The 12,187-nt window shown below is 48.4% G+C and carries 9 protein-coding genes; 5 read left to right on the top strand and 4 right to left on the bottom strand.

From position 1 onward, the window contains the following. Positions 1 to 63 precede the first annotated feature (63 nt). On the bottom strand, positions 64 to 633 hold the full coding sequence (gene napF, locus ACO6VE_RS15400) for a ferredoxin-type protein NapF (protein WP_422462156.1): 570 nt from the start codon (positions 631 to 633) through the stop codon (positions 64 to 66). 241 nt (positions 634 to 874) lie between these two features. Then, positions 875 to 2,197 (bottom strand): TatD family hydrolase, encoded by a 1,323-nt coding sequence (locus ACO6VE_RS15405; protein ID WP_422462158.1) that lies wholly within the window; start codon positions 2,195 to 2,197, stop codon positions 875 to 877. A gap of 569 nt (positions 2,198 to 2,766) precedes the next feature. Here ACO6VE_RS15405 and ACO6VE_RS15410 point away from each other — a divergent pair. Continuing rightward, positions 2,767 to 4,623, top strand: a complete 1,857-nt coding sequence (locus tag ACO6VE_RS15410; protein WP_422462160.1) for a hypothetical protein — start codon at positions 2,767 to 2,769, stop codon at positions 4,621 to 4,623. 86 nt (positions 4,624 to 4,709) lie between these two features. On the opposite strand, the gene ACO6VE_RS15415 is transcribed toward ACO6VE_RS15410, so the two are convergent. Beyond that, complete coding sequence (locus tag ACO6VE_RS15415) at positions 4,710 to 4,991, bottom strand: hypothetical protein (protein WP_422449841.1); 282 nt, start codon at positions 4,989 to 4,991, stop codon at positions 4,710 to 4,712. 180 nt (positions 4,992 to 5,171) lie between these two features. On the opposite strand from ACO6VE_RS15415, the gene ACO6VE_RS15420 reads away from it, so the two are divergent. Then, on the top strand, positions 5,172 to 5,456 hold the full coding sequence (locus tag ACO6VE_RS15420; protein ID WP_422462162.1) for a hypothetical protein: 285 nt from the start codon (positions 5,172 to 5,174) through the stop codon (positions 5,454 to 5,456). An 81-nt stretch (positions 5,457 to 5,537) separates the two neighbouring features. Here the strand turns inward: ACO6VE_RS15420 and ACO6VE_RS15425 are convergent, their stop codons facing one another. Then, positions 5,538 to 9,464 carry an ankyrin repeat domain-containing protein gene (locus ACO6VE_RS15425; protein WP_422462164.1) on the bottom strand — a complete coding sequence of 1,309 codons (3,927 nt, stop codon included), beginning with the start codon at positions 9,462 to 9,464 and terminating at the stop codon, positions 5,538 to 5,540. Between the two features lie 494 nt (positions 9,465 to 9,958). Here ACO6VE_RS15425 and ACO6VE_RS15430 point away from each other — a divergent pair, with 494 nt between their 5' ends. From ACO6VE_RS15430 to ACO6VE_RS15440, 3 genes are all read left to right on the top strand, one after another. Next, positions 9,959 to 11,485, top strand: a complete 1,527-nt coding sequence (locus tag ACO6VE_RS15430) for a hypothetical protein (protein ID WP_422462166.1) — start codon at positions 9,959 to 9,961, stop codon at positions 11,483 to 11,485. A gap of 59 nt (positions 11,486 to 11,544) precedes the next feature. Beyond that, positions 11,545 to 11,667, top strand: a complete 123-nt coding sequence (locus tag ACO6VE_RS15435) for a hypothetical protein (protein WP_422462168.1) — start codon at positions 11,545 to 11,547, stop codon at positions 11,665 to 11,667. 68 nt (positions 11,668 to 11,735) lie between these two features. Further along, on the top strand, positions 11,736 to 12,146 hold the full coding sequence (locus ACO6VE_RS15440) for a hypothetical protein (protein ID WP_422462169.1): 411 nt from the start codon (positions 11,736 to 11,738) through the stop codon (positions 12,144 to 12,146). The last annotated feature ends 41 nt before the right edge of the window (positions 12,147 to 12,187 follow it).

The following is a 12,187-nucleotide window of genomic DNA, read 5'->3' on the forward strand; positions in this document are numbered from 1 at the left end:
CAAATAGCCCCGCTATTCTCCTCAGAAGCAGAAATTTTTATCCTCAATTTCTCGCAATCCTCGCTACGGACGCTTAAGTCCGACAGGCTCCCAGGAAGCTTTGGCCATAACCAATACATGACTGTAGCAATCCAGAGCACACTCGCCACAGCCACTGCAGAGACTGAGGTCTATCACCGGCTTATTATCCGCAGCAAAGCTGATCGCCTGTTCAGGGCAGGTTTCCTCACAGAGGTTACAGTACATCCCCAGTTCTGCCTGGCAACTGCCAGCAAGTTGGGGAATCACCTGCCGCTTTTTCCCTTGTTCACGGCTCAGGGCTCCCGATGGGCAGGCATCAACGCACTGTCCACAAAAGTCACAACGACCGTAAGAAAGGTCCAGTACAGGACGGCCAGAAAGAATCTCTTCTTGCTCATCGGATTGTCCCAGCACCCGCATTGGGCATTGCTCAATACACTGATCACACTCGGTACACAGCGCCAGAAACAGTGTGTTATCTACTGCCCATGGCGGCCGTGGATAGCGGCTATTGGGGATCACCTGCTCGGGTTCAGGGGCGAAACGCCGGAAAAAAGCCCGCCTTGCCGGGGATACCAACTGTTCGTCTTCTGTTCTCTGTATATCGGACACGACTTAACCAGAAGCCTGTAGGCTTGAAAATTGTGACCCAACATACGCTGTTTGAAGAATGATTAAACCGGTATTTATACGTGACACTTTTCGCCCTGTGCTCCTTTGCCTTGTTTGGCTTGAATTTACAGCGTATCCAGTCAAAAACAATCGGGATGAATAACATTTGGTTGGCTAATTTTTATATCTTATTGATTGATTATTGCCCAATCATTTTAACCAGTTATTTACCGATGCGGTGTCAGTCGACGAGTGAGAATATCCGGCGGGCATTTTCTGTGGTTGCAGCAGCAATCTCTTCTCCATCCACACCCAGGACCTGGCTCAGCGCATGGATCACATAGGGCAGATTGGCCGGTTCATTATCACGTTGTCTTTTGCCACGACCACCACTGCCATGATCAGGCTGCCGGGGCATAACCAGATAAGGTTTTAAAAAAGGTGCATCGGTCTCAACCATCAGCCGGTCACGCAGGGCTTCCCAACCGAAAGAGCGCAGCGCACCCACCAGATCTTTATTACGCGTGTTGCCGATCCAACCGGTAATCCCGATGGAACAGCCCAGATCAAGATAAGCCTGCAGCTGCTCACTGTTACCGGTGAAGCAATGAACGCAGGCCATGGCTGGAGAAGGCAGTTGATTTATGTAGTCTGTCAGAATTTCAATGAATTGCTTATGGGCACCCCGCTCATGCAAAAACAGTGGCTTTTTCAGTTGTACCGCAAGCTCCAGCTGCTCTCTGAACACATCTCTTTGGACATTTTTGGGAGACCACTCACGCACAAAGTCCAATCCACACTCACCTACTGCAATACAGTGGCTGCCGCCCCGTTCAATAATTTTTTCCATTTCCGGTATGCCACCATCTTGCTTAAAATTCCTGGCTTTGTGTGGATGGCATCCCACTGTGTAATACAAAGAGCATCGGGAGGAATCGGCAGACGCACAGGCTCCAGCGGCCCTAGTAGAATGCGGAGATTGCTTCAGCCATTTATCCACGGTTTTCTGCACCTTTTTTGCTAAAGCAATAGAAGTACCCGTTATCATGATGCGACCTACGCCTGACCGGGAAGCATCGGCAATAACCCGGGACAAGTCATCAAACCTGTGTCCGATGAGATTGGCTCCGATATCAACCAATGGCGTCTTGTATCGAGGCCTGAACTCCGCAGGCGTCAAATTCGCCTTGCTCAACTCTGGTCGGGCAACTAACTGAAAATCAGAAGAATCACGACCTCTGGCAGTAACATCAGGCGATGCAGCTGTCTTGGTTGAGCGCTGGCAATGACGGGACTTCAGCCCCCTGTCGGGCCTGGTCTGCTGCTCCTGGACGGCAGGATAGGCCGGGTTGTCCAGGTATCGGGATGCACAGGGGGATGCACCTGAAAAAGGCTTATCAGAAGCACCTGAGCGGCTCTTCTTTTTTTTAGTTTTCCGGGCTTTTGACGAACTGCCTTCTTGCCAGACTTTCAGATCCGATTCGTTGGCAGCCGCCTGCTTACCTTCGTTGCTAACGTCATGAGAGGAAACGGGATTGGATGACGTGATATTGGCCGGAGTCATATTAGTCAGCTCGCTCCTGTCTTACATCATTAGAAGTTACCGTCAACATTTTCACGGCACACAGGCACTTTTAACTTGAACGATCAGGCTAGTGAACGGATACGACAATTGCCACTGTACACGACAATATTCATGGTGTGTTCTCCCATCTGACCAGGCTGAGAAAACGACAGTATCAGTATGGTACTGGTTAATGCTGATAATAATTCAAACGGTATTGGCACCTGTTTAACCCAATAAGCACTGTGCATTATGAAATCATGAATATCTGCTCTGGTGTGTATCGTTGCAGTGCAGATATCCCCGATTTCTGGCTTATCCACATAGAATAAAGCCTTATCAGCATCACTTTTTCTCTATAAATTATTGAATTATCCCTTTAAAAAAACCTTGGCACTGACTTTGCACAAGCATCAATGGAATATCTATTAACTGACCTCAAGGAAAGGGATTTATGGCTTACATTAGAACCCAGCGAGTTTTCATGGAAAATACAGTTTTGAACTTATAGTTAATCAAAAGGTCATAATTTTAAGGTACTATTACAAATTCAGGGTAGTTTTCAGGGCATGTTTAATTCTCCTTTATCAATGGGCAATGGTTTTCCTTCTTTTTTAAATTTTAACGGAGGAGAAGGTACTTTAATCACAGATGCAACCCAGCCCCGTGTTTTCAATACGCCAACTCCGGGTTTGTGTCAGTCTGAGCCAATGTCAATGATGCCCGGACAGAGTATCACTACTCAATTACAACAAAGGAATATCAAGGCAACAGAGACAACACACTGCAATATAAATCCGGTAATGCATGCTGCCCCTGCGGATCACAGGCAATTCATAAATTCCCCCCAGCACCGTAAAGAAACGCCCCCCATGTTGACGTCTAGCGGGATCTACAATCCAAATTTACAACGCTCCCCGGGTTATCGATTCAGTTGCCCAGATCAAAGTGCGTCATTTTTGCAATCACCACCAGTTTCCGGCCTGCGCCCTGATAGTCAGGATCCTTTATTGTCGTCCGGTGTACTCATCAGATCCAATCGTCCCCCATTAATGTCAGACGCCTCTCCAAAAGCAACGGCTCCCCGTTTACCAAGTCAACGACTGGCTCATTTCTCCCCCCCCCCTGTAGAGGCTAATCTGCCCCGACAGGTTTCCCGGGTTTCGCTTCAGCTGCCTCTGCCTCCAAACCACCCTCTGGTTTCGCAGATCAATGCTGCAGTGTTAAGTGCACCAGCGACTCCCGATTTGACCTTCAGGCCGACCCTGGAAATCGGTAACCACAATGCATCAACGGTGCCCCCCCACAACCCTGCAAGAAAATCCTCGCGGCTATTGTCAGTTGTAGCACAAGCCATTTCTAACACCGTCATTCCTCAGCTTAAAACGGAGATAAACAGCACGGTCAAAGCTATAATGCCTGATGTAATGCGGGAACTATTGGGGGAACAAATCAAAAGTGAGGTAACCAATGCTGTCAAAGCTACGATGCCCTTATTACAGCAACAAATAAATCAAGTTGTTTCATCATCAATAACAGCAACTATTCCGGGCATGCAACCCCGTCTTGTAAAATCGGTTTCAGAAGCAATCAGGCCATTATTAGAAACCAGGCTGGAGGAAGCAAACAAACAACTTCGAGAACATACCGATAAAATACTGGCAGAAACCACTGAAAAGCACATTAAGAACGCATTTGAAGAAAATTTTTCTCAATACCAGGCACAGCAGAAAAAAACTAAAGCAAGTTCTTCAAATTCATCAAACTGGGTTCTGGAAACCCTGAATGGCCCTCCTCCTCTGAAAAAAATGCGTACTTCGGGCGAATCGATTCCTGTTGCTGATCCTGAAGTTGAGAGCAGCCAGATTAATGTATCAAAATTAAGCAGTGAAGTGAGTAAGTTCATGCGTATTAAAGAACTGAACAACAATGAGTGCACTGTCGGAAAGATTCTACAACTGGCAGCTCGATTAATTGATGATGATAAGGAATTACTGCTCCGGGCTGCAAAGCCAAGAGCAAAAAGACCACGCACAAACCTGAATCATCATGAACGAATAAAATTAGAAAAAGATAGAAAAAGAAGAATGCAGAAACAAATTAATTCAGGGATAGAGGAACTTGGAAACAGTGTTAGACGATTTTCGGAACAACATCTTAAAGAAACAAGACCGGGTCACGATAGCACCCCTGGTGAAATCATTGAACAAGCATGCTCTATCCTGCGTGATAAAAATAAAAATACTTTGGAAGTGCCGTCTATTAAAAGGAAAGGTTTACGCAGTGCGGGAAAAGGTATAACTCTCAGTGAATATTACAAAAACCTTAAGGCATTATTAGCTAAAGAGAAGAGTAAACCGGAAGATACCGGTTCTTTGGAAAACAGTGAAGCAGATACACCGTTGGCATCAAAAGAATCGTCGTAAAAGAATAAGCAGGAAAATAAACAATAAATTTTCTAAATTGCAGCCTAAACCCTTAACGTGCGGAAACAGTACAGGAAATAATTTTTTCATTGGGACAGGTTATGGAATAGGGCAAATTCATCCAGGGATGCCTCATTCAGGGCCAGATGTTCACTATCAAGCTCATCATCAAAGCAGACCTGGACAGATCCCTTGTGCTTGCAATAAACAACCAGAGGCAACGGCTGTTTAATACCCAGTGCCTGTTCACACTGACGTTTTGTCCGCAAGATATCAGCAATGCTTCTTGATGGGGTACGCGCAACATAAAAGCATTTGATGTCTGTTATACCAATTCCACCTTCTAAATATGATAACGAGCAAGTCATTTTGGACCGCTGGGCAAGGCGGAATGACGAGTAATAGCAGGGCTATTGCGAGGAATTCCAACGAAGATCCAGCGGTTCAAAATGGCTGCGCAGTTCATATTTAGAAGGTGGAGTTGGTATTACGTCATAGCAGAAGCCGTGTGGGCCGAGCCGACCAAATAGGCAAATAAACGGGATGAATTGCTGGAACAACTCAACGGAGTCCGTCGCAACGGGGCCGATGACAAAACCGTCGCTGATCTTTTTACTGAAATACTAAGCCGTCTTGCCAGACGACAGGCGCAGTTAGAAGAAATAAAAGCTTGCATGGACTCGGGATATGTCAGCAAGGAGCATTACCATCGTTCGCAACAGGCTTTTACCGCTGAGCTCGAAAGGGTTGTTCGCAGAGAACCCGCTTATCAGGAGCAGCAGAGAGAGCGACCCAAGTGTTACCAAAGCGTTTACGCAAAACCAGACAAATAGGATGAAGTTCCTTAAGCCGCTTTGGCTATCTATATAACAACAGCCTCCGGAGCCAGGGAGGCTCTGGTGGTTGTATGGGGATTAGTGCCTTTTTACGCCAGAGGGCTTTTGATAGTCTGTCGATTGAGAGGGCACGGTGTTTCCCAGCAAGCCCTTTAAAAAGAGACAAAGTTGCTCTGTCTGCTGCCGATCAGCACTGGGCTGCTCCGTCAGTTTCTCTGTTGCCAAAGTAAGCGCTGACTCGACAATAACCGGGAGATTTCTGTTCGCTTTTCCTGCCCAATAGTTCACCACCATTTTGGCAATATCGGGATGCTCAAGGGCTACGTCATACAGAAATACCTCCGGTTCGGAGTTGATATCAACATCAATGTTGATCAGTTCACTGACCACCTTGCGATGGCCACGGCGTGCCGCATCGCTCAGGCATCGGCCAAGGGGATCCGCCATCTCCTGGTTGCCCGCGAGTGTCTCGAAAAGTCGGTGATTTCCTCCATCAGCAGCGCGAACCAGCACACTCATTATGCGGTCATGCTGTTCAGCCACAATTTGCCAAAGCTTTGACCGCACCGATTCTTGTAATGTCAGTTGCTGGTCACAAATAACGTCGTCAACATTGTCAGTGATCGAGACAATGGAACGCACCACTCGTGTAAAGCTATTTTCAGCGAACATAATGGCGGCCAGCAGCAACGGATGCAGACCTCTGCCAACATCCGCAGCGTTCAGTTTAATCCCGGCCCTGACAAACTGGTGCAGCTTGTTCTCGTCTACACGCTGCACAATCCGAATCAGACTCGGGGTAGCCCGGACACCCAGTTGCCAGAGTTCTCGCAACAGATCGATATTTCCCGTTTGGGCAACACCAAGCAGGAGGTCGCTAGTGCCATTGAGCCGGGAGAGATCCCATTGAACATGTTTCATCCCATGCACCGCGTCCAGCAGCAGCTTGACCATTGGCTGCCGGTCCAGACCAATGGCCAACACCAAAGCATCGGTCAATACCCTTGAAAGATCTCTGTTGATGTAACCACCGGAGTGTTGGCTCGATGCAGCAGGGGTGTTGGCAGTCGGGCCTGACCGTGTCAAGAAAGCCAGAATGGACCGGACACTGTCATGGCAGTTCTCCTGTATTGCCTGAGAGAGGAGAGAGCCCCTGGTCTCGTCGGTGATATCAAGATCGGCTCCGGCGCGAATCAATGCCCGGATAACAGCTTCATTCCTTTCCAGATGAGTCTGATGGTCATTGATAGCATCATCACAGGATTTTATCCTCACATTGCCATGACCCGGCGGCTCCTCAACTATATCCCGCTGCCTGCCTCCCTGTCGGTTAAGGGCGGGGGAATCTTCCGGCTTCCCCTTTCTGTTTGCATCCCTGTTTGCATCCCTGTCCTCAGCCAAAATGATCTGCTTTGCTGTCAGCACACTCTCCAGATCGGTACGGACTTGTTTGCTCATGGCCAAAATCGACACCAGGATAGTCCTGAGACCAGCAGCTCCGGACTCACGCTCAACATCCACCAGCGATGAGAACACTGGCGGATTGTCCACCTCACTGAAAATCAGTGCCTTAACCTGGCTGTTTCTTTCTTCAATATTATCAAAAGACGATAGCAGTACTGACAGGGCTTCCGTTTCCCGGGCTTGTGCCGCAAGTTTAATGTCATTAGCAGGATCAATACCATTGTTCATGAGCATTTTAACCTTCTCTTCCTCCTTGCGTGCTGCCGCTATCAGCAAGCCCGACGCCGACCAGCAACGGCTTTTATCCATACCGGCCTTGAGAAATTCATCAACCACCTGCAACTCGTTATCGCCAAGCGCCATGGCAAAGGCAATCTCAACGCTGAAGGTTGTTTGCGTGGCGAAGACACTGACCACCTGACGCTGTTCACTCACAGCAGCCTGACGGAACAGTTGCCGGAACTTTGTGCCACCAAGGTCAGCTATACCCAGCAAAGGCCTGAGCATTTCAACGTCTGCCCGACCAACCGCTGCGGTTACTTCACTTTCAATATCTACGCCACCTGTCGCTTTGATCAGCTGGTTAGCGATCGACTTATAGCCTTTTCGGACAGCAATGGAAAAGGCAGTTTTCCCTTCCATATTCAGCAGATCAGCTATTGCCCCCCTCTCCAGCAATAGCTGAACCATCTGCAGGTCTCCTCTGTCAGCAGCAGCGTGCAGCAAAGGCAAGCCATTGCAATCAGTGATATTAGGATCGACCCCGACCGCCAGTAGCGTTGCCAGCATTTTGTCATCGTTATTCTTAAGGGCTTCAGAAAGAATGGTCACTGTTTTACCGACATCCATTTTATCTAACAGCCGTCTGATAGCCGGTTCACCGTAGCCAGGTTGATTACGCAAATAACTAATGACCCGCTGCATCTCACGGAACATTTGTCCCGCCCCCGGGTAGGAAGCCAGCAGTGATCGCAATTCCGTTTCAGTCCCTTCCCTGGTCGACCGGACAATAATATTGACTCGTTGGTCAGGCCCCAGAGCGTCATGCAACATACTGACCACCCTGGCATGGCTATTGCGTGTGGCTATAACCAGTGGCGTGTCAGCCTGACCATCCCCGCCACTGGCATCAATGCCGGCATTGAGCAGGGCCTGTACCAGTCCTTCATCACCACTTTGTGCAGCAAGCCTTAAATAGTGACCACCGTCATCTATGTTCCTGGCCAGTAATTGTTCAAACAGTTCCAGTTGACTTTTAGAAACGGCCTGCACCATGGCATCCACCAAACACGCCCCCGATTTGAGCAACGCAGCAATGGCGGGTTCATTATGCGCACGGACACAGATGCACAGCGCGTCTGTCAGCGTCACAAACGCTGTCAGTTCCCGCAATGCGCCGCGGTGTTCTTGTTGTGCAGCAAGGATTATGGCCTCAATGAAATGGCCATCCCTGATGATGTTGCGAAGCTCAGACGATTCCTTAAAATCACCTAGCAGCACCCTGTTCCCTGCCTTTGCGGCCATGAGAACAATCTTGCCACCACTGAGTCCGATGCTGTGCAGGAAATTTATCATTGCCGGGCTGTGGTCAGCCCTAATGACATTTTGGGCTATCGGATAGGGATCAACGCCAGCGGCCAACAGCGATTTCGCCTTTTTCTTGTCCTTTCGTTCAATTGCCCGGAGCAGGTGCAAATCGGCAAACCCCAATTTATCGCTCCTGATCAGCATTGCCAATGTGCCTTCATCATTGTCTTCCAGGGCATGCGTCAGTGACTGTCGAAACATGTTCGGGTTAACGGCCATCTTCTTAACACACGTTTCATGATTATGTTCAGCAGCCACCAGAGCCAGAGGTACAGGTCCCTGATAAAGGACAGTTTCCTGAGTGGTGCTAAAAATATGCGGAGCTTGCTGTGCAATCTCCTGAAGCATGTCCTGATCGCCAATGACACAGGCCTGAACTGCCAGTAGCTCTTCAATTCCAGAGCGCAAATCTTCATGACGGCGCTTCAACCCCTGACTGACCAGGGTCGGTAAATCAGGAATGATATGGTCTTCACTGCCCCTGATACTCGCATCATTAACTGAGCTTGCTGGCAAGCTCGTTGAGCCGCTTGCCATTGTTGTTGTGCTGTTATTGCTCCCCTCTGCGCCACCCTGATCGTTTTCGGATGAGCTTGCCTGCCGACTGTTAGTACGCTTTTTCAGAAAGTCAGCAAGATCCGGTAAACAGTAACCGGTGCTGTGGCTATTGCTATAAGCCAGGGTGTTCAGATTAACGACAGGCAGGGCATTCTGTCGGCAATGCATACAGCTCAAATAAGTCTGGCATGGTTTGACGGGAACCGTACAGGCCTCCCTGCCCTGAATGCTTAATTCATTGGCTTTCCACTGTTCCATGCAATCGAAGTGAAAGGGTTGTTTGCAACAATGGGTCACGACAAAATCATTAAACCGGGCTTCCAAATCATCTTCTAAGCAAAAAGGGCATTGAAAATTTGATTTGGTCGCTGTAGCTGGTGCATTGACTGAATCCACAAATGACTCCACTGTTGTTTTTAAAGTTGATCTTAAATTTGTATCAACGCACTTTGTGACAATTTTTAATAGTCAAAGTTCATTATCCCTGCCTCTTTAGTTTCGTTTAAGCCTGAAATGATGATTACGTTTAAGTAGTTAACCAAATGGAATCGTATATTTCTGGCTAAGTGGTCAGTTACTATGCAAGGCACAACGTAGGGAGCATAGCCGTAGCTATGTGACCGTAGTTGTAACGCCGCACGACTGCATGGATGCAGGAGCTAGAGCAACGCAGGAGCAGTTGCCGGGAGCGACTGTCCACTTAGTCAGAAAATACGATTTCATTTGGTTAACTACTTACCTTCATGCACCCTGATCAACCTGATTGAAGAGTTTGTCTGCCGGGAAAATATGGGCGTTTTCTTTCTTTCTGACTATCTTGATTACCGATGATCAGGGTTTGATCAGGCGAAACTGATAATAATTATTGTGCATTCACGAGTCCGGAGTTTATGAATAACCTATCACTCAGTCAGCAGGCGGCATCAAGTGCAAATATGTCTACACCGATGCTGGATATTCAATCAGGTGGGAAATCGAAACCGGGTAAAGGGCTATTTAAGGGCAAGATAGCAAAAGCAGTGTCAGCTGCCACGAAGCGGGCACAAGACAAGGACAACATAATAACAGGGTCGTCAGCACTGAAACAGCCATTGAAACAACTCCGGGAGGCTGGCGAGCAAAGACTCAGGAAACTTGCCAGTAAGAACTACCTCGACTCTGAAACTGCTGAAAGTGTGTACAGGAAAAACATCCCTGTATTTGCCCGACACTATCAAAACGCCCTGAATGCCTATGTGCAGAAGGGTTGCCAGTATTACCAATATCTTATGGGTTATCTGGCAGGAAACCCGGAAGATTTTGTCTTCAGACTGTCGGAAAGCACTGAGGACGAGCTTTCCGTTACAGTGACACACATGCGGCCAACATTTGAAGCATTTGCAGAAGAAATAGCAAGTTTACTGGAAGGGCACGGGGCGGGTGGAAAATTAGCAAAGGAATTAATAAAAAGTCTCGAGCCTTTGGGTTTGTCGTTGTCTCCGGCAATGACAAAAAGAACCTGGTCAGTGCATATGAAAGCCCCGGGGATTGCCGATTCGTCAGTGCAGCCTGAGACGGCTTGTGATAACAACAGCCCTCCCGGCGTCAGTCAATTTCAACGCACCGATAGTGAGGAACGATTAAGAAACAAAGCATTGGAAGAAAAAAAACTAAAAGAAGAAAATTTAAAAAAAGAGCTGGCGGGCAACATTCAGAGACTGCGCCAGGAGAATGGGCTCGCAGTTGAGAAATGCACAATAACCAAGCGTGTTGCTGAAGAGATTTTTCGTTTTGATTCCTGTTGGCAAGAGCCTGTGGGGTTGTCCGATTATCGGGAATTTCGTGTTGCCAGCACCGCTGATGACCTTGAAAAACTCAGCCTGGAAATGCTGGTGGCTGAAGAGAACTCGCTTAAGTTCAAGAATCAGAAGCTACAGGAATACATAGCTTCAATATGGGAAAGTTTTCCCGTTCCATCGGATCAGCGCCAGCGCCCTTTGGTTCGGTTTAAAGACCATTATTCCGTGAAGGAGGTACTGTCTGAAGCGACTGAAATACTGGATCAACCTGCACTGCAAACCTGTCGATCGGGTGGATTGATGAAGTCACGACTGTTTGCTTCCCGGTACGCGCGGGAGCAGGAAGTGCGGGAATCAATGCTCGATGACCTTCAGCACCTGAACGCCCTTGGTGAAAGTCTTAAAGGGTTTGACAGCCTTGCACAAGCCGCTGAAAACTCCGCATGGTTTATGAATCTGGTTGGCGAGTGTCTGAGAAAAGAAATGCCTCAACCTCTATTGACACTGGGAAAGATCAAGACTTCATCGGATTTTCGAAAAACATGGAAAGAAAAGCTGGAGCAATGGGGTATTGAACGCATTGATAAACCCTCACCTGCACTTCAGGAACAACCAGCAACCGGTCAACTGGCTGAATAAACAGGCCACCCTATATCTCCGCCAGGCCAGGAAATAATGCCTCTGCCCCGGTGCATGGCTTGGCACGGCTGCAGGTGGCTAATGGTGTTGTTTCCGGGGGGGCTGCCGATATTGATCAGTACATGATGGCTGCTGCCGTCAGTTGGAATAAGCGGGCTCGGGGAATCAGTGTGCTGGTCTGATTTACCAGATAGAGAACAATGCCATCAATGAAGTTGTGCCCGGTCAGGCCAGAGCATGGGGGTGATTTATGTTACTGAGCAAACACCATGACAGTCATGTCCGCTACTGGCTATTGGCTGCCATGACAGGAATATGGCTGTCATGCCTGGCGGTCCATGGCAACGCAGCGGGCAGGCAAGTTGACCAGGAGTTCGGCAAGATAGAAGTTGAATTTCGCAATGAGTCCAGTGGCTTGATCTGGGCCTACCCCTGTGCAACCTGTCTGCCAAAACGATTGGTCTTTGACCAGCGGTTGCAAGTGGGCAGACTGGGTGGTGGTAGTCAGAAGGCAACCTTGCAGGACTTGCGGGACCTGGAGGACTTGCAGGAGTCCCGGGACTCCCCGGAGCAGCCTGCGCTGGTGATCTGGATTGAAAATACGGCTCAAGTCTTGCAAGTTCTGTTGATCACACCACCGCAGGGTTCGGCACCGGAGTAAGGAACTGTCAATTCTGCTATTGCCTGATAAAAGTATCACCC

This window comes from Endozoicomonas sp. ALB115 (genome assembly GCF_049310245.1).
Taxonomy (GTDB): Bacteria; Pseudomonadota; Gammaproteobacteria; order Pseudomonadales; family Endozoicomonadaceae; genus Endozoicomonas.

What these genes read in the sequence shown, in the direction of transcription:
- ACO6VE_RS15415 (WP_422449841.1), bottom strand. Translation starts at nt 4,991, where the DNA reads ATGACTTGCTCGTTATCATATTTAGAAGGTGGAATTGGTATAACAGAC.
- ACO6VE_RS15440 (WP_422462169.1), top strand. Translation starts at nt 11,736, where the DNA reads ATGTTACTGAGCAAACACCATGACAGTCATGTCCGCTACTGGCTATTG.
- ACO6VE_RS15410 (WP_422462160.1), top strand. Translation starts at nt 2,767, where the DNA reads ATGTTTAATTCTCCTTTATCAATGGGCAATGGTTTTCCTTCTTTTTTA.
- ACO6VE_RS15430 (WP_422462166.1), top strand. Translation starts at nt 9,959, where the DNA reads ATGAATAACCTATCACTCAGTCAGCAGGCGGCATCAAGTGCAAATATG.
- ACO6VE_RS15405 (WP_422462158.1), bottom strand. Translation starts at nt 2,197, where the DNA reads ATGACTCCGGCCAATATCACGTCATCCAATCCCGTTTCCTCTCATGAC.